The 17767-nt window shown below is 70.0% G+C and carries 16 protein-coding genes; 9 read left to right on the top strand and 7 right to left on the bottom strand.

Going from position 1 to position 17767, the window contains the following annotated elements; translation table 11 throughout:
* Positions 1-26: 26 nt before the first annotated feature.
* Together QQM67_RS02790 and QQM67_RS02785 are read right to left on the bottom strand one after the other, a co-directional pair.
* A complete protein-coding gene (locus QQM67_RS02790; protein WP_314172229.1) occupies positions 27-2288 on the bottom strand; it encodes an APC family permease in 2262 nt (753 codons plus the stop codon).
* 231 nt (positions 2289-2519) lie between these two features.
* Entirely contained in the window at positions 2520-3926 is a 1407-nt protein-coding gene (locus QQM67_RS02785; RefSeq protein WP_314171894.1) for an alkaline phosphatase PhoX, read from the bottom strand.
* Between the two features lie 339 nt (positions 3927-4265).
* Here QQM67_RS02785 and QQM67_RS02780 point away from each other — a divergent pair, with 339 nt between their 5' ends.
* From QQM67_RS02780 to QQM67_RS02765, 4 genes are all read left to right on the top strand, one after another.
* Positions 4266-5633, top strand: coding sequence for a NucA/NucB deoxyribonuclease domain-containing protein (locus tag QQM67_RS02780; RefSeq protein WP_314171893.1), 1368 nt, complete (start codon positions 4266-4268; stop codon positions 5631-5633).
* Between the two features lie 139 nt (positions 5634-5772).
* Positions 5773-6216 carry a hypothetical protein gene (locus QQM67_RS02775; protein ID WP_314171892.1) on the top strand — a complete coding sequence of 148 codons (444 nt, stop codon included), beginning with the start codon at positions 5773-5775 and terminating at the stop codon, positions 6214-6216.
* 331 nt (positions 6217-6547) lie between these two features.
* Positions 6548-6706: a hypothetical protein gene (locus QQM67_RS02770; RefSeq protein WP_314171891.1), complete on the top strand. Its 159-nt coding sequence runs from the start codon at positions 6548-6550 to the stop codon at positions 6704-6706.
* Positions 6707-6934: 228 nt separating this feature from the next.
* The gene (locus QQM67_RS02765; protein WP_314171890.1) at positions 6935-8830 is read left to right on the top strand and encodes a LamG domain-containing protein; all 1896 of its coding nucleotides are present in this window, start codon (positions 6935-6937) and stop codon (positions 8828-8830) included.
* A gap of 96 nt (positions 8831-8926) precedes the next feature.
* Here the strand turns inward: QQM67_RS02765 and ychF are convergent, their stop codons facing one another.
* Positions 8927-10015: a redox-regulated ATPase YchF gene (ychF, locus tag QQM67_RS02760; protein ID WP_314171889.1), complete on the bottom strand. Its 1089-nt coding sequence runs from the start codon at positions 10013-10015 to the stop codon at positions 8927-8929.
* Positions 10016-10165: 150 nt separating this feature from the next.
* Between ychF and QQM67_RS02755 the strand changes: the two genes are divergently transcribed.
* Positions 10166-10969 (top strand): DUF6542 domain-containing protein, encoded by an 804-nt coding sequence (locus QQM67_RS02755; RefSeq protein ID WP_314171888.1) that lies wholly within the window; start codon positions 10166-10168, stop codon positions 10967-10969.
* Positions 10970-11046: 77 nt separating this feature from the next.
* Here the strand turns inward: QQM67_RS02755 and QQM67_RS02750 are convergent, their stop codons facing one another.
* Complete coding sequence (locus tag QQM67_RS02750) at positions 11047-12087, bottom strand: 4-hydroxy-3-methylbut-2-enyl diphosphate reductase (protein WP_314171887.1); 1041 nt, start codon at positions 12085-12087, stop codon at positions 11047-11049.
* A gap of 174 nt (positions 12088-12261) precedes the next feature.
* On the opposite strand from QQM67_RS02750, the gene xseA reads away from it, so the two are divergent.
* The 3 genes from xseA (at position 12262) to QQM67_RS02735 (ending at position 14577) form a co-directional block, all read left to right on the top strand.
* The gene (gene xseA / locus QQM67_RS02745; protein WP_314171886.1) at positions 12262-13476 is read left to right on the top strand and encodes an exodeoxyribonuclease VII large subunit; all 1215 of its coding nucleotides are present in this window, start codon (positions 12262-12264) and stop codon (positions 13474-13476) included.
* A 9-nt stretch (positions 13477-13485) separates the two neighbouring features.
* Complete coding sequence (locus QQM67_RS02740) at positions 13486-13851, top strand: exodeoxyribonuclease VII small subunit (RefSeq protein WP_314171885.1); 366 nt, start codon at positions 13486-13488, stop codon at positions 13849-13851.
* Positions 13852-13983: 132 nt separating this feature from the next.
* Entirely contained in the window at positions 13984-14577 is a 594-nt protein-coding gene (locus QQM67_RS02735; RefSeq protein ID WP_314171884.1) for a malonic semialdehyde reductase, read from the top strand.
* Between the two features lie 78 nt (positions 14578-14655).
* On the opposite strand, the gene QQM67_RS02730 is transcribed toward QQM67_RS02735, so the two are convergent.
* Positions 14656-15306, bottom strand: a complete 651-nt coding sequence (locus QQM67_RS02730; protein WP_314171883.1) for a DUF4245 domain-containing protein — start codon at positions 15304-15306, stop codon at positions 14656-14658.
* A gap of 393 nt (positions 15307-15699) precedes the next feature.
* Between QQM67_RS02730 and glpX the strand changes: the two genes are divergently transcribed.
* A complete protein-coding gene (gene glpX / locus QQM67_RS02725) occupies positions 15700-16734 on the top strand; it encodes a class II fructose-bisphosphatase (RefSeq protein ID WP_314171882.1) in 1035 nt (344 codons plus the stop codon).
* Positions 16735-16792: 58 nt separating this feature from the next.
* On the opposite strand, the gene QQM67_RS02720 is transcribed toward glpX, so the two are convergent.
* Together QQM67_RS02720 and QQM67_RS02715 are read right to left on the bottom strand one after the other, a co-directional pair.
* A complete protein-coding gene (locus QQM67_RS02720) occupies positions 16793-17245 on the bottom strand; it encodes a GNAT family N-acetyltransferase (RefSeq protein WP_314171881.1) in 453 nt (150 codons plus the stop codon).
* A 136-nt stretch (positions 17246-17381) separates the two neighbouring features.
* Positions 17382-17753: a WhiB family transcriptional regulator gene (locus tag QQM67_RS02715; RefSeq protein WP_314171880.1), complete on the bottom strand. Its 372-nt coding sequence runs from the start codon at positions 17751-17753 to the stop codon at positions 17382-17384.
* Between the last annotated feature and the right edge of the window lie 14 nt (positions 17754-17767).

Raw genomic sequence — 17767 nt, 5'->3', positions numbered from 1 at the left:
GGGGCCCGCCGCGTACTCCCGCGGCCCTAGACGTGGAAGGGGACGGTCGTGATGACCATCTTCGGAAGCGGGCGGAGCGCGCGGCGCAGCCGTGCGGCCAGATGCGAGTGCAGGAGCCGGTGGCGCCGGTGGCGCACGGCGATCTCCGGGATGATCACGGTCACGGTGACGTCCGAGCACTGGTAGTGCAGGCTCTCGATGTAGCTGACCAGCGGGGCGACGATGGCCCGGTAGGGCGAGACGACGACTTCCAGCGGCAGATGGTCGCCCCACACCTGCCAGTACTCCTGGAACCGCTCCGCTTCCTCCTCCGTGGGGCTGATGTGCACGGCGAGAGCGGGCTGTTGGAGCGAGGCGACGTAGGCCAGGGTCCGCATGGCCGCGCGGTCCAGGTCTCCGACGGGGATGACGGCGAGGTGGCGGATCTCTTCGGGCGCCTCCTCCACCTCCTCGACCTCCTCGTCGTCCTCATCCTCACCCTCCTCTTCCACCTCTTCCTCCTCGGTCCCGGCCTCCGGCTCCTCACCCGTGACCGCTTCGCCTCGCTTGCGGGGTGACGGGGCCCGCGTACGCGACCTCGGCGGAGCGAGCGACTGAGGCACCTCGACGCGGTGGGGATGGAGAGCCAGGGCATGGGCGACGTGGTCGTAGTGGTGCCGTACTCGCATCATCAGCGTGATCAGCAGCCCGACGATCACGATGGCCAGCCAGGCTCCGGCGGCGAACTTGGAGATGACGGCGGTGACGAGCACCGTCGCCGACAGCACGCAGCCCGTGGCGTTGAAGGCGAGGCTCCTGCGCCAATTCGCCGTCCGCAGACGGTTCCAGTGCACGACCATTCCCGACTGGGAGAGCGTGAAGGCGAGGAAGACGCCGACGGCGTACAGCGGGATCAGCGACGTGAGGTTCCCGCCGAAGAGCGTGAAGATGAGCGCCGCCGTCACGGCCAGGACGAGGATCCCGTTGGTGAACGCGAGCCGGTCCCCCATCCGCAGAAACGCGCGGGGCGCGTGGTGATCCCTGGCGAGGAAGAACAGCACTCGCGGAAAGTCGTTGAACGCCGTGTTCGCGGCGAGCAGCAGGATGGCCGCCGTCGCCAGCTGCGTGACGGCGTACAGGGGACCGCCGCCGAAGCTGCGGCCCGCCAGTTGCGAGAGGACCGTCTCGTCCGCGACCGGCACGACTCCCGTCAGATGGACGAGGACCATCACGCCGGCGAACAAGGTGATGAGGAAGCCCACCATCCACGTGAGCGTCGTACGCGCGTTCCGCCACTCGACGGGCTGGAACGCGGGCACCGCGTTGGAGACGGCCTCGATGCCCGTCATCGCCGTCGAGCCCGATGCGAACGCCCGCGCCACCAGGAGCAGGCCCACGCCCTCGGCCGGCGGCGGGAGATGGGGAGGCACCGGATGGAATCCGCGCTCGGCGGACTGGAAGAACCCCGTGACCACCACGGCGAACACCGCGGCGAGGAAGAGGTAGGTCGGTGCGGCGAACAGCATGCCCGCCTGCCGGACGCCGCGGAGATTCCCCGCCAGCAGAAGCGCGATGGCGCCCAGACCGAGGGGCACGGTGTACGGCAGGAGACCCGGCATGGCCGAGGTGACGGCCGCCATGCACGACGCGACGGAGACGGCGACGGTGAGGATGTAATCGGTCATCAGACCCGCGGCGGCGACGAGCCCGGGAAGCCGGCCGAGGTTGTCGCTGGCGACGATGTAGGACCCGCCGCCGTGCGGATACGCGCGTACGGTCTGCCGGTACGAGATCCCCAGCGAGAACATCAGCAGCACGATCACGGCGGCGATGGGCAGCGAGTAGTCGAGGCCCGCGGTTCCGGCGAGGACGAGCACCGCGAGCATCGCCTCGGGGCCGTACGCGATGGAGGAGAGCGCGTCGGCGGAGAGCACCGGCAAGGCCACGAGCTTCCGCATCCGCTCCCGTACGAGCGCCGTGCTCCGCAGGGGCGCACCGAGCACGACGAGCCGGGCCCGACGGGAGGCGCGGGCGAGCAGCGAGCGGGCACCGGACGCCGGCACGGCCTCGACCCTGTCCGTTCCGCCCCCGGGCCCGGCCCCGGGAACGACCACGAACCGTCCGAAGCGGCCGGGGGTCACGTCACGCGGGCTGGGAAAACCGGTGAGCCCGGGATCCGCCGGAAGCGCCTCACGCCAGCCCCGCGCGTCACCCGCCACGATGCCCCACTGGCGGCCGACCTGCCGCAGCGTCCGGATCTGCTGCGACGTCAGAGCCGGCATGATCGCGGCCGGGTTCGGCGCCGGCATCTGCCCGTACGACTGCCTTGCACTCACACCGGAGGCCTGATCCTTCATGGGTGCATTGTCATGGCATTTATGACTTCATCAGCTTTCCGGCCCTCCGGCGCGGGGTGTTGAGAGCGCCGGTCGAGGACGGCCCGCGGCGAGGGTTCGTTTGGATCAGCCGGACCCGGAGGGGGTGCCGGCTATGTGGGGTCCGACCGCGACCGGCTGATCCGAACGACGCTGCGCAGCCGCCTAGCCGCGGCCGCCGGCCCGCCGGTCCCAGGGGCCCGTGATGGCGAAGACGTGGCCCGGGCTCTGGATGTTGGCGAACAGGATGCGGCCGTCGTCGCTGAACGTCGGCCCGGTGAACTCGCTGTCGTTGAGATCGTTGCGGGCCAGCGGGTAGGCGGTGCCCCGCTCGGTGACGCCCACGAGGTGCTGGATGCCCTCTCCGTCCTCGGCGAGGATCAGGCCGCCGTGCGGATCGACGACGATGTTGTCGGGGCCGTCGTAGTTCGTGTCGGCGTCGGGGTCGGGGTTCACGCCGAAGATGGTCTTCAGCGTGACCGTCTCCGACTGCGGGTCGTAGAACCAGACTTGACCGTCGTGCTCGTTGGCGCTGCCGTCGTCGGCGCGGGCGTAGCTGGCGACGAAGTAGGCACCGCCGTCGGCCCAGTACGCGCCCTCGAGCTTGCGGCTGCCGGTCACCTGGCCGGCCTCGAACTGCTTGCGCACGGACTCGTTTCCGGCATCGCGGTCGGGCACGTCGGTCCACTTCACGTTGTAGCGGGTGCCCGTCTGCGTGGCCTCGGACAGGTCGGCGATGTGCTTGCCGCCCTTGAAGCAGCTCATCGCCTGGAGGCTGCCCGCGGTGTCGCCGCCGTCGGAGAGCGCGAGGGCCCGCAGCGCACCCTTGCCCGGGCGGAAGCCCCTGGGCGGAGTCCAGCGGTAGTACAGGCCGTGCGGCCCACTGGCGTCCTCGGTGAGGTAGACGGGCCCGCGGGGGTCGACGGCGACGGCCTCGTGCGCGTAGCGGCCCAGGAACTTCAGCGGTATCGGCTCGGTGTTGGCGTCGCGGTCGAAGGCGTCGACCTCGAAGACGTAACCGTGGTCCTTCTGGAGGGCGCCGCCGGCGCGCTCCTCGGTCTCCTCGCACGTCAGCCAGGTGTTCCACGGGGTGTGCCCGCCGGCGCAGTTGTTGACCGTGCCTGCCAGGCTCACGTACTGGCCCACTCGCTTGCCGTCGGAGTCGACGACGATGTTGGTGGTGCCGCCCCGGGCGCCCGGGTCGTACGTCAGGCCGGGCAGCGGCGGCACGGCGTGGTCCTCGTCGCCCTGGATCTCGTGGTTGCTGACCAGCACCGAGCCCTTGCCGTCGCCGCGCGGGAAGCACGCGGTGCCGTCGGGGTCGGACGGCGTCGGCTCACCGCTCTCCAGCTTCGTCACACCGCTCTCGGCGATGATCCGGTAGCTGAAACCCTCCGGCAGGGACAGCAGACCCGCCGGGTCGGAGACCAACTTGCCGTATCCGCCGGCACTGCGGGTGACCGCCGCGGCCGCGGGCGCCGCGATGGCGTCCAGGCTGCCGGCGACCGCGATGCCCAGCCCGCCGAAGGCGCTGGTACGGAGCACATCTCTACGGGACAGTGGTGATGACACGGTCCCCTCCTCATCTCGGGATCTCGAACGATCGGGACCTTGGTGATTGAAGACGGCCCCGTCGATCCGGGGGCGGGCCGCGAAGCGATACCGAGATGAATGGATGGCAAAGTTCCGGTTCGCGGGGGAACTTCCCATCAGCGCAACGACGTTCCTTTGACCCGTCTGGTCCTTCTGATCCGTCTGATCCCAGTGGGAGCTTTCGAGCGCTGTTTCCGGCAGCACATTTCGGGAGTAGTCCGAAATTGCCCTCGACAGTGCATACAACCGGCCATTCAACTAGTCCATGTCCATGCCACCCGCAGGGGGGTCCGCGGGTCATAGGAGGGGGAAACGGACATGAGCTTGAGTGAACTCGTACGCCGGCGCCGCAGACGGAGGGGAGCGCGCGCCGCAGTGATCGCCGCCCTGGCGCTCGTCATGGCAGGTGCGACCCTTCCCGCCGCGGCCGCTGACGGGACACCCGGTTCCCAGGACGGCCGCCTCGTCGGCAAGTTGGTCATGCCGAAGGGCAGCGACAAGGACACCTGGCAGGAGCTGACTCGCCGTCAGCTGAAGTCCGACGACGGTGAAAAGTCCACGCGTACGTTGCATGAAGCGGCACATGAGCAGCGCAAGGCGACCGTCGCCTCCCAGAACGACGAGCCGGAGCCGCCCCCCGCCCAGCGGACGAAGGCGGCCTACGACTACTACTCCTGGGATCAGTGCCGAGCACACGACCCTGGCGACGACAACGAACAGGAGGTGCGCCGCAAGAACCATTTCGCCTTCTGCCTGGTCTCACGCCCCACTTACCGCTTCTACAGGTACATCTGGGGCCGGCCCGTCCTCGTGGGCGAATACCAGTTCCGCCTGACCATGCTGGGCAGGGGCGAACGCGGTGTGCAGCGCATCAGGTTCGACCTGGAACTCGATGACTGGGACGGCTGGGGCATACGCGACTCCAAGGCACCGCTGGGCATCCGTCTGTCCTGCCTGAACCTCGTCAACGCCGAATGCGACGAGATCGGCGGAGGACGCCAGGACACCATCAGCGGCTGGCAGTTCAACGGGAATGCGTATGCCTCCTTCATCACGACCCGCTCCGAAGGAGGAGGCGACGGAGTCCACTACGACCAGGACCGCGTCAACTACCACGACATGCGGATCCGGCTGACGAGCGCGACCGGAAGCACCCAGTTCGAGGAACCGTTCCGCTGCGACGCAGCGGCCTACGCCAGCGGCGGTGGCTGCATCTTCGACCAGGTGCCGGCCACCATGCACTACAGCCTGAACGGGGCCGGTGTCGACTCGGTCGCCGCACACATCAAGAAGGCCCAGGACGATCCGGCGAACGTCTACCCCGGCGGCGTCGGTACGGAAATCCCCGGTGCCCGCAAGAGCGGCAAACCCCTGACCCGCCTGTATCCCGGGATGGACGAGGAGGCCAGGCTCTACTACAACGCCAACAACCGGGTGGTCCGCACAACATGCCGTGAGCGGGATCCCAACTGGGGCACTCCGGGGATGCAGTGCGACGAGTACCCCTTCCGGTCCACCTGGGAAGGCGCGCACTACACAGAAGTGCAGCCCGGGGCGCGGTGGAAGTACTCGGCCAGAATGGTCGACGGTGAGGAGAACGGTAACGCCGGTTCCGCGCTCGGCGCCTGGTATACCGAGGACCACATTCTGGCCAAGGACGCCTTCTGGGTGCAGATCAACCCCTGACACCGGAAAGCTCCATCGTTCAAGCGCCGGGGGTTCCGGACGTCCTGGATCCCCCGGCATCACGAAAGCTCCGGCCCCACGAAAGCTGAAGCGCCCAATGGACCGATCCGGCTTCCCGCGTCCAGTGCACCCTGTCCAGGTGGTAGAGGAGGAGGTACTGGCCGAGTACGGCGTCCTCGCGCTCCAGGCCCACCACAGTTCCGCCATCGCACTGGACCTCGGACGGCCCGCCCGCGGAACACTGATGGCAACCGGCTCCGGTGGGGCGACGTTCCGCAGCGGCGGCTTCGACCACTACGCCCGGGTGCGCGTCGAATACTGGCTGGGCCGGCCCCCGGAGCTGGACGACACCTGGGAGGAAGTGCAGGAGGGGACCGCACAAGTCGACTCGACCGAGCTCCGCTTGCAGTCCGCCACCGCTTGGGTCAGCGGCAACCCGATCACGCTCCGCCACCCCGGCAGCTATCGCCTGCGCGGAGCGGCCACCGGACGCCAAGCAGCAGCGGGCCTTTCCCAAGACGAGGTGGGCTTCCCACACGGCCCGGAGCGCTGGCTCATCCAGCTCTGGCCGACCACGGCATAGGCCACCACCGGTCTCGGCCGGAGAACGCCGAATCGCCGCATGGCTCGCGCCCCTCGACGCCATTGGGTTCTCTTCGGGGTCACAGGGCGAATACGCGGTAGGCGTCGCCGGACTGCCGGTTCGCGTCGGGAACGGCTTTCGCCATGCGGCTTCAGGCCCGTCGTTCTCTTTCCCGGAGCGGCGAGAAACGGAAAGGACATACGCCGTGACGAAGGCCGATTTCCGTATTCATCTCTCGGCACCTACCGAATGAGACTCGGGCGCGAGAGGGCCATGCTGACGTAAAGAAACCCTCCATGAGGCTGGGGCGATCGGCGACTACAGCGCCGCTGTGATCACCAAGGAGTACGACGGCGAGGTGCACGTCGACAAGAGCGAACTCGCAACACCGCACGGAACGTGGGGCGGTGCGGCCGCCGGCGCGGCCAACGGGATCCGGTTCCCGCCCGCCGCGCCTGCGGCTGCCGCCGTCGGCGCGGCGGGCGGTTGAACCCTTGTATGTCTGTGCCAAATTCCACTCGGCGGAGGTGTGCGGATTGCGCTGGTGGATACCGTACGGGAGAAGCGTGAGGACAATGCCATCCGCACTGCGGGCGAGGCATCACCCCGTAGAGGACGACTAGTTGAATCACGGAGAAGAATCATGGCGCCCGCAGGCCGAGACGTCACTGCTGCCGCTCCCTGATGCCACGCCGTGATCGATGGGGGAATCGGACGAATGGAACCTGAGCGGCTGTCCGACGCCGAACTGCTCGAACTCGCTCGTGCCGGCGGGGAGTCAGGCGACGCGGCCCAGATCGAACTGACGGGGCGTCATTTCGGCGCTGTGCGGAAAATGGCCGGGTTGTGCGTGACCGACGACGCGGCAGCGCACCAACTCGCCGAGCACGCTTGGCGGCTGGTCCTGTGGCCGCAGGACACGGGCGAGGACGGGGCGCTGCGACCCCGCGCGTTGTCGTCGGTGCTGCAAGCAGCCGCCGAAGTCGCGCACACGAACCAATGGGGCGCGCTCGACGCCAACTTGGCGGAATGGCTGCGCACGCGGCTGGCGGCACTGGACTACGACCCCTCCAGCGGTGATGCCACGATCTTCCACGGTGGCTCGGCGATCTGGCGGGCGTTCTACGCGCTGCCGGCCAACCTGCAGACGGTGATGTGGCATCAGGTCGTGGAGCACTCCGACAGCGGCTGGATCGGGCGCCTGCTGGGCTCCGAACTGTCCGACCCTCGGGAGATTCCGACGCTTACCAGGCGCGCGTACAGGGATTTCTACGACGCTTATGAGCGGATTTCGCATGAAGGAATGACGGACGACTGCCGCCGTTTCCACCGGATGGTCATGGCCTACGCCGACCACAGGGGCGGCAACACCGCGGCTGTGATTCCGCATCTTCAGGAATGTGCCCACTGCTCCCGCACGGTCGCCGATCTGGAGGGCATGTACGCGAACTTCGGCGGACTCCTGGTGGACGCCGTGCTCCCCTGGGGAGGGCAGGCATACGCCGCCACTCGACGCGCGGAATGGGTCTCGGCGCCCATCGCCGTCCATGGGGAAGAACGGGCGGATGCGCCCCGGGGAGACGCCGGAGAGGCGGTCTTCCCGGACTCCCCGGACCCCGAAGAGCACGGCGGTGTGCTTGGCAGAGCGAGGTGGGGCGCGCTGGCGAGGGCCGGGGTCGCCGAGCGGAAGGCCAGCGGCTCCAGGGGCCGTGCCGGGCGCATCACGCTGGTCGCCGGTGTCCTGGGCGTGTGTTCACTGGTGGCGGCGTTCGTCTATGCGCAGGAGTCCGGCTCATCGCTGCCTCAACGCAGTGGCGAACCGCCGGCGAAGAAGGTCCCATCGGTTCCGGCACCGTCGAAGTCCGGCGAACCCGGCACTTCGGGGTCGATCGCCGGCTCCTCGTCACCGACCGATTCTGCGAGCGGCTCTCGCCGGCAGCCTTCCGACGACCGCGATCGGCGCACCTCCGGTCCCTCGGTACCGGATGCGGCCCTGGAGTGGCTCTTCGACGAGACCAAAGACGGCGAAACCGACGACAGTTCGGGCAACGGCGAGGCCGGGAAGCTCATCGGGAATCCGCCGCCGAAGCCCCTGAAAGACGGTGGAGTGTCGTTCTTCGGGCAACAGTCGGTGACATCACAAGATCCCGTGCTCGACACCGACAGCAGCTTCTCTGTTTCGGCCCGTGTGAAGCTGCGTAACAAGGACGAGTATCAGACCGTGGCCAGCCAGGACGGAGCCGAGGTCAGTTCCTTTCAGCTCCAGTTCGACCCGGTGGAGGACCGCTGGGAGATGCGCATGCACAGGGAGGACGAGCAGACCTCCGCGGCCGATGAGGCGGAATCCGACGCGGCCCCGCGTGCCGGCCGCTGGACCGCTCTGGCCGGCGTCTACGACGCACCCGAGGGCCTGATCCGCCTGTACGTCGACGGGAAGCTCCAAGACACCGTCCACCGGGAGGGGGACCGGAGTTCGGAGGGAGACTTCGCCGTCGGCCGAGCCCGGCTGGGCGACCAGTTCGTCCGCGGCTTCGAAGGCACCATCAAGGACGTACGGGCATTCCCCAAGGCGCTGACGGGCGCACAAGTCAGGAAGCTCGCAGGCGAGAAGTGACGGATCCGCATCGCGATCCGGGCCCGTAACCGGGAACGAACACGGCGCGGGCCATCCCGGCACCGGAAGAAGCCAGAGGCCTGAACTCGAGCCGCGCTACACGTTGAAGCGGAACTCCACCACGTCGCCGTCGCGCATCACGTAGTCCTTGCCCTCCATACGGGCCTTGCCCCTGGCGCGGGCCTCGGCCACCGAGCCCGCCGCGACCAGTTCGTCGAACGAGACGATCTCCGCCTTGATGAAGCCGCGCTGGAAGTCGGTGTGGATGACCCCGGCGGCCTCCGGGGCCGTCGCGCCCTTCTTGATCGTCCAGGCACGGGATTCCTTCGGGCCCGCCGTCAGATACGTCTGGAGCCCTAGCGTGCGGAAGCCGACGTGGGCGAGGGTCGCGAGGCCGGGCTCGTCCTGACCGACGGTCTGGAGGAGTTCCAGGGCCTCGTCCTCGTCGAGCTCGGCGAGGTCCGCTTCCAGCTTGGCGTTGAGGAAGACGGCCTCGGCCGGGGCGACGAGTGCGCGCTGGCTCTCCTTGAAGTCCTCGTCGGTCAGCTCGTCCTCGTCGACGTTGAAGACGTAGATGAACGGCTTCGTCGTCAGCAGATGCAGGTCGTACAGCGGCGCCGCGGCCTCGCTGCCCTGCGCGAGGCCCGCGGAGTAGAGGGTGCGGCCCTGTTCCAGGATGTCCTTGGCCTCCTGGACGGCCTTGACCTCTCCCTGCTTGTCCTTCTTCACCCGGGCTTCCTTCTCCAGCCGGGGCAGCACCTTCTCGATGGTCTGGAGGTCGGCGAGGATCAGCTCGGTGTTGATCGTCTCGATGTCGTCCTTCGGCGAGATCTTGCCGTCGACGTGTACGACGTTGTCGTCGTGGAACGCGCGGATGACCTGGCAGATCGCGTCCGACTCGCGGATGTTCGCCAGGAACTTGTTGCCGAGGCCCTCGCCCTCGCTCGCCCCGCGCACGATGCCCGCGATGTCGACGAAGTCCACCGTGGCGGGCAGCACCTTCTCCGAGGCGAAGAGTTCGGCCAGGGTGCCCAGACGAGGGTCGGGCACGCCGACCACGCCGACGTTCGGCTCGATCGTGGCGAACGGATAGTTGGCCGCCAGCACCTCGTTCTTGGTCAGGGCGTTGAACAAGGTCGACTTGCCGACGTTCGGCAGGCCGACGATTCCGATCGTGAGCGACACGTGGCGACTTCCCGTTGCGAGATCTGAGGCTGGCAGAGCGTGCGAGGCGTGCGGACCGAGTCCGGCCGGTCCACCAGTCTACGGCTCGAACTGACGGCCAATGCGTGTCCGTCCCCGGTGAACAGCGGTGACGCGGCCTACGTTGGAGCAGTGGAACAGCAGCACAGCGCTCACACGGGTGGGAAAGACCCCGGTCAGGGGCCGGGGCAGGGGCAGGAACCGGGGCAGAGTCAGGGGCATTCACAGAACGAGGGGCAGCGGCAGCGCCGCCCGCGCAGTACGGCACCCCGGGCCGCGGCCGCCGCGGCAGCGGGCCCGCCCGCCTCGCCTCCCGTCAGCTCCGCACGTACGCCCGACTCCGCATCCGGCGCCGCCGCCCCGGCCGGGCGGGAGCGGCGCCGCAGGCCCGGCGGCGGCGCCGGCGCCGTACGGCAGGAGGCCGCCGCGCTCTACCAGGCGCAGCTGCGCTTCCCGCTGATCCCCGCACCGCTGACCGACGCGGTCTCGTGGCTGCCGCGGGCCCGCCTCACCGCGCTGGGCAGCGGACTGCTGGGCGTACTGCTGATGCTGCTGGCGGGAGCGGCCGACCGCTGGCTCCTCGGCGGCACGCCCGCCGTGTACGGGGGTGCCTTCCTGGTCGTCTGTGTGGCATGCGCCGCCTGGGTACGTCCCACCGATCTCGTGACCGCCCCCGTCGCGGCACCGCTCGCGTTCACCTCGGGGCTCTTCTTCATCAGCGGCGGTGCGGGAGACCAGGGCATCAAGGACCGGTTGACGAACCTGTTCCCCGTGCTCGCCGTCAACGCCGTCTGGCTCTACGCGGGGACGCTCCTCGCGGTGCTCATCGTCACCATGCGGAAGATCGCGCTGATGGTGCAGCAGTCGCGCGTACGGGCGCTCATGGAAGCCGAGGACGCCGAGGACGAGGCGGCGGCGGAGGCCGACAAACCCTGAGATCACGAGGGGGACCGGCGGCGAGGCGGACTTCGGACCCGCCGCCGGGCGCTGAACCGGCGGTCGAGGGGCGGCCGTCAGCCCGTCTTGCGGGCCGCCTCCGCGCGCAGATCCCGCCGCAGCTCCTTCGGCAGGGAGAACTGCATGCGCTCCTCCACCGGCTGCACGATCTCGACGTCTTCCCAGCCGCGCTCGGCGAGCCACTCCAGCACCCCGTCGACCAGCACGTCCGGAACGGACGCACCGGATGAGAGGCCGACCGTGGTCACGCCCTCCAGCCAGGCCTCGTCGATCTCCTCCGCGCCGTCGACCAGGCGGCCGTCCTTGGCGCCGTGCGCGAGGGCCGTCTCCACCAGGCGCACGGAGTTGGACGAGTTCTTGGAGCCGACGACCAGCACGAGATCGGCGTCCTTGGCGACCTGCTTGATGGCCGTCTGCCTGTTCTGCGTCGCGTAGCAGATGTCGTCGCTGGGCGGGGAGAGCAGGTTGGGGTAGCGGCCCTTGAGGGCGTCGACGGTCTCCATCGTCTCGTCGACGGAGAGCGTGGTCTGCGAGAGCCAGACGACCTTGTCCGGGTCGCGGACCTCGACGTTCCCGACGTCGTCCGGGCCGTCGACCAGAGTCACGTGGTCGGGCGCCTCGCCGCTCGTGCCGATGACCTCTTCGTGGCCCTCGTGGCCGATGAGGAGGATGTCGTAGTCCTCCTTGGCGTAGCGCACGGCCTCCTTGTGCACCTTCGTCACGAGCGGGCAGGTCGCGTCGATCGTGGCGAGTTTGCCGCGCTCCGCCTCCTCGTGGACCTCGGGGGCGACGCCGTGCGCGGAGAAGATGACGATCTCGCCCTCGGGGACCTCGGCGGTCTCCTCGACGAAGATCGCGCCCTTCTTCTCCAGCGTCTTCACCACGTACTTGTTGTGCACGATCTCGTGGCGTACGTAGACGGGGGCGCCGTACTGCTCCAGCGCCTGCTCGACGGCGATGACCGCGCGGTCCACGCCGGCGCAGTAGCCCCGGGGGGCGGCGAGCAGCACGCGGCGCCGGGCGCCGGGGGTGTCGGCTGCGGACCTTGGGGTCTCCCCAGGGCGATGCCCGAGGGGATGGGAGGGCGTTGCAGACATGCGTCCATCGTAAGGGCGTTGGCGGCGGGCGCCTCGCGCGCACGTCGGCGGCGGCGCACCGGTGGCACCCGTGGCACCGGCAGGCATCGGCAGGCATCGGCGGCACCAGCCGGGGGGCTGGTACCGGGGACGCGCGGGCCGCGGGCTGTCGGCGGCGGCCGTTAGGGTCCTCGTATGGCTCTCATCACCACGCCCGAGGCCCCGGTTCCCGTCGGTGAGATCTCCCGGCTGATCGGCGGCTGGATCGACCGGCTCGGCGCGGTGTGGGTGGAGGGCCAGATCATCCAGCTCTCGCCCCGGCCGGGTGCCGGGATGGCGTTCCTCACGCTGCGGGACCCGTCGCGTGACGTCTCGATCAGCGTCACCTGTTTCCGTGACGTCTTCGACCGTGTGAAGGACGTCGTCTCCGAGGGCGCGCGGGTCGTCGTCTACGCGAAGCCGGTCTGGTACGGGAGGCAGGGCACGCTGTCGCTGCGGGCCGCCGAGATCCGGCCGGTCGGGATCGGCGAGCTGCTGGCGCGGCTGGAGCAGCTGAAGAAGTCGCTTGCCGCAGAAGGGCTGTTCGCGGCGGAGCGGAAGCAGTCGCTGCCGTTCCTGCCGCAGCGCGTGGGCCTCGTCACGGGCCGCGCCTCGGACGCCGAGCGGGATGTGCTGCACACGGCGCGCGAGCGGTGGCCGGCCGTCCGGTTCGAGGTGCGGCACACGGCGGTGCAGGGCGTGCGGGCCGTGCCGCAGCTGATCGAGGCGGTGCGGGAGCTGGACGGGCGTCCCGACGTCGACGTGATCATCGTGACGCGCGGCGGCGGCAGCATGGAGGATCTGCTGCCCTTCTCGGACGAGGAACTCGTGCGCACGGTGGCCGCGTGCCGTACGCCCGTCGTCTCAGCCATCGGCCACGAGGCGGACGCGCCGCTGCTCGACCTCGTCGCCGATCTGCGCTCGCGCACGCCGACGCACGCGGCCAAGGACGTCGTGCCCGACGTCGGCGAAGAGCACGAGCGCGTACGGGAGTTGAGGGCGCGTGCGTACCGCGTGATCAACGCCTTCCTGGACCGGGAGGAGCGAGGGCTCGGCGACGTCATGAGCCGTCCTGCGATGGCCGATCCGCACGCGATGGTGGAGGAGCGCGCGGAGGAGATCGCATTTCTGCTGGCGCGCACCCGGCGCACGCTGGGCCACCGCCTGGAGAGGGCGGAGGACGAGCTGGCGCACACGCGCGCCCGGGTCGTCGCGCTCTCCCCCGCGGCGACGCTCCAGCGGGGCTACGCGGTGCTTCAGCGGGAGGACGGCAGCGTGGTCAGGGCCGCGGAGGAGACCGCGGAGGGCGAGAAGCTCCGGGCACGGGTCGCGGAAGGGGAGTTCGGCGTCACCGTCGGACCGGACGCTTAGGGTTGCCGCATGACCTCGGACACGGAGACGGAATCGGGCGTGGGGACGGACAGGGAGCAGGTGCGCTCCGCGCTCAGCTATGAGCAGGCCCGGGGCGAACTGGTGCGCGTCGTCCAGCAGTTGGAGGCGGGCGGCGCGACGCTGGAGGAGTCGCTGGCGCTGTGGGAGCGCGGCGAGGAGCTGGCCCGCATCTGCCGTGAGTGGCTGGAGGGCGCGAGGGCCCGGCTGGACGCCGTGCTGGAGGCGGAGGCCGAGGCGGGCGACGACGCGGACCCGGAGGCGGGGGCGGACGCGCTCCCCGCGGACTCGTACGAGGACGAGAGCGAGGGCGAGGCCGAGGACGAAGATGCGGAAGGCGCCCCGCGCGGGCGCTGACCAGCGTGAGCAAGTGAAAGCGCCGAAGCGGAAGATTGAGCGGGGCTCGGTTGTTGGTGGAGGACGCAAGAGGTTCCCGACTACGGTGAACCGCCCCTCGAACTACAGCGCGCAAAGGCAAGGCATCCCCACATGACTCTCGCCCTCGACCCGACCGCCCAGGATCTGCTCTTCCGCGAGGCACACACCGCGTACACCTTCTCCGACGAGCCGGTGAGCGACGAACAGATACGGGCGGTGTACGAGTTGGTCAAGTACGCCCCGACGGCGTTCAACCAGTCCCCGCTCCGGATCACCCTGGTCCGCTCCCCCGAAGCCCGCGCCCGGCTGGTGCGGCACATGTCGGAGGGCAACAGGCCCAAGACCTCGACGGCTCCGCTCACGGCCGTACTCTCCGTCGACCTCGAGTTCCACGAGCGGCTGCCCGAACTCCTGCCGCACGCGCCCTCCGTGAAGGACAAGTTCTTCTCCGAGGCCGGCGCGCGCGAGGCCGCGGGCACGTTCAACGCGACGCTCCAGGCCGGGTACTTCATCCTCGGGGTCCGTGCCGCCGGGCTGGCCGCGGGGCCGATGAGCGGCTTCGACCGGCACGGCGTCGACAAGGAGTTCTTCGGCGACGGCAAGCAGAAGACGCTGCTCGTGGTCAACATCGGCAGGCCCGGCGAGGAGGCGTACAGGACGCGCTCGCCGCGTCTCGCGTACGAGGACGCGGTCACGGAGGTCTGAGGCCGGGGCCTTGAGGCTGGCTTGAGGCCGGAACCCGAGGCCTGGGGCGGCGGGGGCAGGCGACGCCTCAGGCGGGCGTCAGCCCTTGCCGCTGCCGCCGTTCCCGCCGGAGCGGAGCGCGGACGCCATCTTCTGGAGCTGCCCGAAGGAAGCGGTCCCGGTCACGACGGTGGTGTACGGGCGGCCCTTGCCGGAGCCTCCGGAGGCCCCGGAATCCCCGGCGCTCTCGGAGGCGGCCTTGCCACCCGGGTCGCGGGTCGTGGACGTCCGTACGAGCGCGTCGTACTTCGGACCCTCGTACCGGGTCCACTCCTCGCCGCGCACGCGCACCGTCTTCCCGGTCTCCCGCGCGCCCTGCGTGACGTCCTCGATGAACTGCACCGGGCGTTTGGCGTCGCTCTGCTCGACCGCCGCGTACTGGGTGTCGGGCGTCATGAAGCCCAGGTGCCAGGCGCGTCCCCGGGGGCCCGTGGCGTCGTACCGCACGGACGTCGCGCGCCACTTCGCGGGCAGCCCCTCGGGCGCGAGCACCGGGTAGGGCGCGGCGCGGCGGGCGGAGTCCAGCTCGACCTTGTAGCCGACGGGCTTGACCGGGTCCACGCTCTCGTCGTGCGGGATGAAGAGATAGATCACAAACGCGGACAGCACGACCACTGCCAGCGAGGGCACCATGCCCCGCACCGTCCTGCTGCCCTGCCGTCTGCCCGGCTGCTCTGCTTGTGCTGCCACGCCCCCATCGTCGCCGACGCCACAGCACGCGTGGCATCGGGGGTCCCGCAGGGCCGGGACGGAGGGACGGCCCCGCGGGCCGGAGACCGGCCGGCGGGCACCGGAACAGGAGCGGAACCCTGCCGGAACGGGAACGGAGCAGACTCCGAACACGGCCGGAACAGGAGCGGAACACGCTCCGAACAGGAACGGAGCAAGATCCGATCGGGCCCCGGACAGGCCCGGAGCAGGTCCGTAGCAGGGCCTGGGCAGGCTGTGAGCAGGGCCTGGGCAGGGCCCGGCAAAGCCGCTCATCCGTGGGGCCCACTGCTCACTCTGGCGGATGCTGGGTACCCTCGAAGGACCCTCGTTTAGCCCGGCCGCCGTCACCAGCCGAGCAGAAAGGTGTGCCCGATGACCGATCATCAGCACCTCCCCTCCCCGCTCGACGTCAGCCCCGAGGCCCCCGACCGCAACCTCGCCCTCGAACTCGTACGGGTCACGGAGGCGGGCGCCATGGCCACGGGCCGCTGGGTCGGCCGCGGCGACAAGAACGGGGCGGACGGCGCGGCGGTGAAGGCGATGCGCCACCTCGTCTCGACGGTCTCGATGAACGGTGTGGTCGTCATCGGCGAGGGCGAGAAGGACGAGGCGCCGATGCTCTTCAACGGGGAGCGGGTCGGCGACGGCACGGGCCCCGAGTGCGACGTCGCCGTGGACCCGGTCGACGGCACCACGCTCACCGCCAAGGGGATGTCCAACGCGGTGTCCGTCCTCGCCGTGGCCGAGCGGGGCACGATGTTCGACCCGAGCGCGGTCTTCTATATGGACAAGCTCGTCACCGGCCCGGACGCGGCGGAGTTCGTCGACATCACGGCACCGCCCGCCGTCAACGTCCGCCGCGTCGCCAAGGCGAAGGGCTGCACACCGGACGACGTGACGGTCGTCGTCCTCGACCGTCCACGCCACGACGGCATGGTCAAGGAGCTCCGGGAGGCGGGAGCCCGGATCAAGTTCATCTCGGACGGCGACGTCGCGGGCGCGATCATGGCCGTGCGCGAAGGCACGGGCGTCGATCTGCTGCTGGGCGTCGGCGGCACGCCGGAGGGCATCATCGCGGCCTGCGCGATCAAGTGCCTGGGCGGCACGATCCAGGGCATGCTGTGGCCGAAGGACGAGGAGGAGAAGAAGCGGGCGCTCGACGCGGGGCACGACCTGGGCCGCGTGCTGCACACCGAGGATCTCGTCGGCGGCGAGAACGTCTTCTTCGTCGCCACCGGCATCACGGACGGCGAGCTGCTGCGCGGCGTGCACTACAGGGGCGAGCGCGCGTTCACCGAGTCACTGGTGATGCGCTCGAAGTCCGGCACGATCAGGATGATCGACTCGACGCACAAGCTCTCCAAGCTCCGTGCGTACAGCGCCGTCGACTTCGACCGCGCCCGCTAGGACGGTACGGCGCACGAAGGGCACGGGCCGGACGGGTCGGCCTGCCCGTGCGCGCCGCCTACCCGAGCAGCCGCTCGAAGCACCGGGACGCCTCCACGCCGGCGTACGCGCCGAAGTTCGGGATCGGCTCGTACCCGGAACGGGTGTAGAAGCGGACGGCGTCGGGCTGGCGGTCCCCGGTCTCCAGCCGGAGGCTCCGCCATCCCTGTCCGCGCGCCCAGTCCTCCAGCGCGTCCAGGATCCGCGGGGCGAACTCCGATCCGCGCCACGGCGGCGTCACATACATGCGCTTGATCTCTCCGACGCCGTCCCCGAGATCGCGGAGCCCGCCGCAGCCCACGGCGGTGCCGCCGTGCTCGTACGCGACGAAGAACACCACGACGTCCTCCTCCGAGGGCGCCACACCGGGCTCGCTGTCCGGGGTGCCGTACCGCTCGGCGATCTCCACGCGCTGCCTGGCGCGCAGCGCGACGGCGTCGGGGGCCGTCCAGTCGACCTGCTCGATCCTCATGTGGCGCGATTCTGCCGGGGGGCCGTTTCGGACACGTAACACGGTGCGGCCGGGACGGGCCCCCGGCGCGGCACATGCGCGGGCACGACAGACCGCGCGCAGGACAGACAGAGGGCGCGACAGACAGAGGGCCCGCTCAGGCGATGCGGGAGACCTGCCCGGCGTCTTCGGCCGCGGCAGCGGCCTCCCGCCTGCGCCGTCTGGCCAGTACGACGCGGCGCTCGGCGGCGGTCAGGCCGCCCCATACGCCGTACGGCTCGGGGAGCAGCAGTGCGTGCTCGCGGCACTCGATCATCACGGGGCAGCGGGCGCAGACCCGCTTCGCCGCCTGCTCGCGCGAGAGCCTCGCCGCGGTGGGCTCCTTCGACGGGGCAAAGAAGAGTCCCGCTTCGTCCCGGCGGCAGACTGCCTCCGAGTGCCAGGGGCCTTCCTCGTCCTCGCGAGCGGAAGTCCGCTGTGCGGGAACGGGGGCGGCTGCCTGAAGGGACTGATGCGGCGGTTGCAGCACGGTCTACTCCTGAC

The organism is Streptomyces winkii, assembly GCF_032248595.1.
GTDB classification, from domain to species: Bacteria; Actinomycetota; Actinomycetes; order Streptomycetales; family Streptomycetaceae; genus Streptomyces; species Streptomyces winkii.
This window is presented reverse-complemented; position numbering and strand designations above follow the sequence as displayed.

What these genes read in the sequence shown, in the direction of transcription:
- glpX (WP_314171882.1), top strand. Translation starts at nt 15,700, where the DNA reads ATGACCGATCATCAGCACCTCCCCTCCCCGCTCGACGTCAGCCCCGAG.
- QQM67_RS02780 (WP_314171893.1), top strand. Translation starts at nt 4,266, where the DNA reads ATGAGCTTGAGTGAACTCGTACGCCGGCGCCGCAGACGGAGGGGAGCG.
- QQM67_RS02750 (WP_314171887.1), bottom strand. Translation starts at nt 12,087, where the DNA reads ATGTCTGCAACGCCCTCCCATCCCCTCGGGCATCGCCCTGGGGAGACC.
- QQM67_RS02720 (WP_314171881.1), bottom strand. Translation starts at nt 17,245, where the DNA reads ATGAGGATCGAGCAGGTCGACTGGACGGCCCCCGACGCCGTCGCGCTG.
- QQM67_RS02790 (WP_314172229.1), bottom strand. Translation starts at nt 2,288, where the DNA reads ATGCCGGCGCCGAACCCGGCCGCGATCATGCCGGCTCTGACGTCGCAG.
- QQM67_RS02735 (WP_314171884.1), top strand. Translation starts at nt 13,984, where the DNA reads ATGACTCTCGCCCTCGACCCGACCGCCCAGGATCTGCTCTTCCGCGAG.
- QQM67_RS02740 (WP_314171885.1), top strand. Translation starts at nt 13,486, where the DNA reads ATGACCTCGGACACGGAGACGGAATCGGGCGTGGGGACGGACAGGGAG.
- xseA (WP_314171886.1), top strand. Translation starts at nt 12,262, where the DNA reads ATGGCTCTCATCACCACGCCCGAGGCCCCGGTTCCCGTCGGTGAGATC.
- QQM67_RS02765 (WP_314171890.1), top strand. Translation starts at nt 6,935, where the DNA reads ATGGAACCTGAGCGGCTGTCCGACGCCGAACTGCTCGAACTCGCTCGT.